This window comes from Bacillus sp. RO1 (genome assembly GCF_012524115.1).
GTDB lineage: Bacteria > Bacillota > Bacilli > Bacillales > Bacillaceae_I > Sutcliffiella_A.
In genome coordinates, this window is the sequence record NZ_JAAZWB010000004.1 from 1 (window position 1) to 1,114 (window position 1,114).

A 1,114-nucleotide genomic window follows, 5' to 3' on the forward strand; every position below is an offset into this window, starting at 1 on the left:
CTACGGATCAAAAGGTTAGGGGTTCGAGTCCTCTCGGGCGCGCCATTATCGGGGAGTAGCTCAGCTTGGTAGAGCACTTGGTTTGGGACCAAGGGGTCGCAGGTTCAAATCCTGTCTTCCCGACCATTAAATTACTATTATTTAAATTTGGGGCCTTAGCTCAGCTGGGAGAGCGCCTGCTTTGCACGCAGGAGGTCAGCGGTTCGATCCCGCTAGGCTCCACTTTATTAATTTATTTTCTTTTTGGCGGTGTAGCGACGAGCATAACTACTTGAATTTGCTCCGAGTTGTCCCGACGGATTTACACCCCTGAATTTGCTTGCAGAGGAAGGGACACAGACCAGCAACAATGGTGCCAGTAAATCTAATGAAATACTTTATCTTTTTGGCGGTGTAGCTCAGCTGGCTAGAGCGTACGGTTCATACCCGTGAGGTCGGGGGTTCGATCCCCTCCGCCGCTACCAAAAAGGACCTTTAGCTCAGCTGGTTAGAGCAGACGGCTCATAACCGTCCGGTCGTAGGTTCGAGTCCTACAAGGTCCACCAGTTCTTTCTATACGCGGAGGAATACCCAAGTCCGGCTGAAGGGATCGGTCTTGAAAACCGACAGGGGTGTCAAAGCCCGCGGGGGTTCGAATCCCTCTTCCTCCGCCATATTATTTCTTAGTATGGTGAGTATAGATATTATAAGATTATCGCGGGGTGGAGCAGTCCGGTAGCTCGTCGGGCTCATAACCCGAAGGTCGCAGGTTCAAATCCTGTCCCCGCAACCAAATTGGTCCCGTGGTGTAGCGGTTAACATGCCTGCCTGTCACGCAGGAGATCGCCGGTTCGATCCCGGTCGGGACCGCCATTTATGTTTGGCTCGGTAGCTCAGTTGGTAGAGCACGATCGAGTAAACTTCCCTGGATATTCTACAGCGCACAAATTTTGGTTTTGAAATTTGGGTGATGATGCGAAGAAAGTATAAAAGTTGTTACTAATATTTATATTACGGCTCGGTAGCTCAGTTGGTAGAGCAATGGACTGAAAATCCATGTGTCGGCGGTTCGATTCCGTCCCGAGCCACTTTGAATTTTAAATGCCGGTGTAGCTCAGTTGGTAGAGCAACTGAC

8 tRNA genes are annotated in these 1,114 nt (G+C 50.3%); all 8 read left to right on the forward strand.

Annotated elements, in window-relative coordinates:
* The first annotated feature begins 49 nt into the window (after window positions 1-49).
* A tRNA-Pro gene (locus HC179_RS00030) sits at window positions 50-126 on the forward strand.
* Window positions 127-149: 23 nt separating this feature from the next.
* Window positions 150-222: transfer RNA gene (locus HC179_RS00035), tRNA-Ala, on the forward strand.
* Between the two features lie 165 nt (window positions 223-387).
* A tRNA-Met gene (locus HC179_RS00040) sits at window positions 388-464 on the forward strand.
* Window positions 465-468: 4 nt separating this feature from the next.
* Window positions 469-545, forward strand: a tRNA-Ile gene (locus HC179_RS00045).
* Window positions 546-560: 15 nt separating this feature from the next.
* Window positions 561-653, forward strand: a tRNA-Ser gene (locus HC179_RS00050).
* A gap of 42 nt (window positions 654-695) precedes the next feature.
* Window positions 696-772, forward strand: a tRNA-Met gene (locus tag HC179_RS00055).
* 4 nt (window positions 773-776) lie between these two features.
* A tRNA-Asp gene (locus HC179_RS00060) sits at window positions 777-852 on the forward strand.
* A 142-nt stretch (window positions 853-994) separates the two neighbouring features.
* Window positions 995-1,067 (forward strand) — tRNA-Phe (locus HC179_RS00065).
* The last annotated feature ends 47 nt before the right edge of the window (window positions 1,068-1,114 follow it).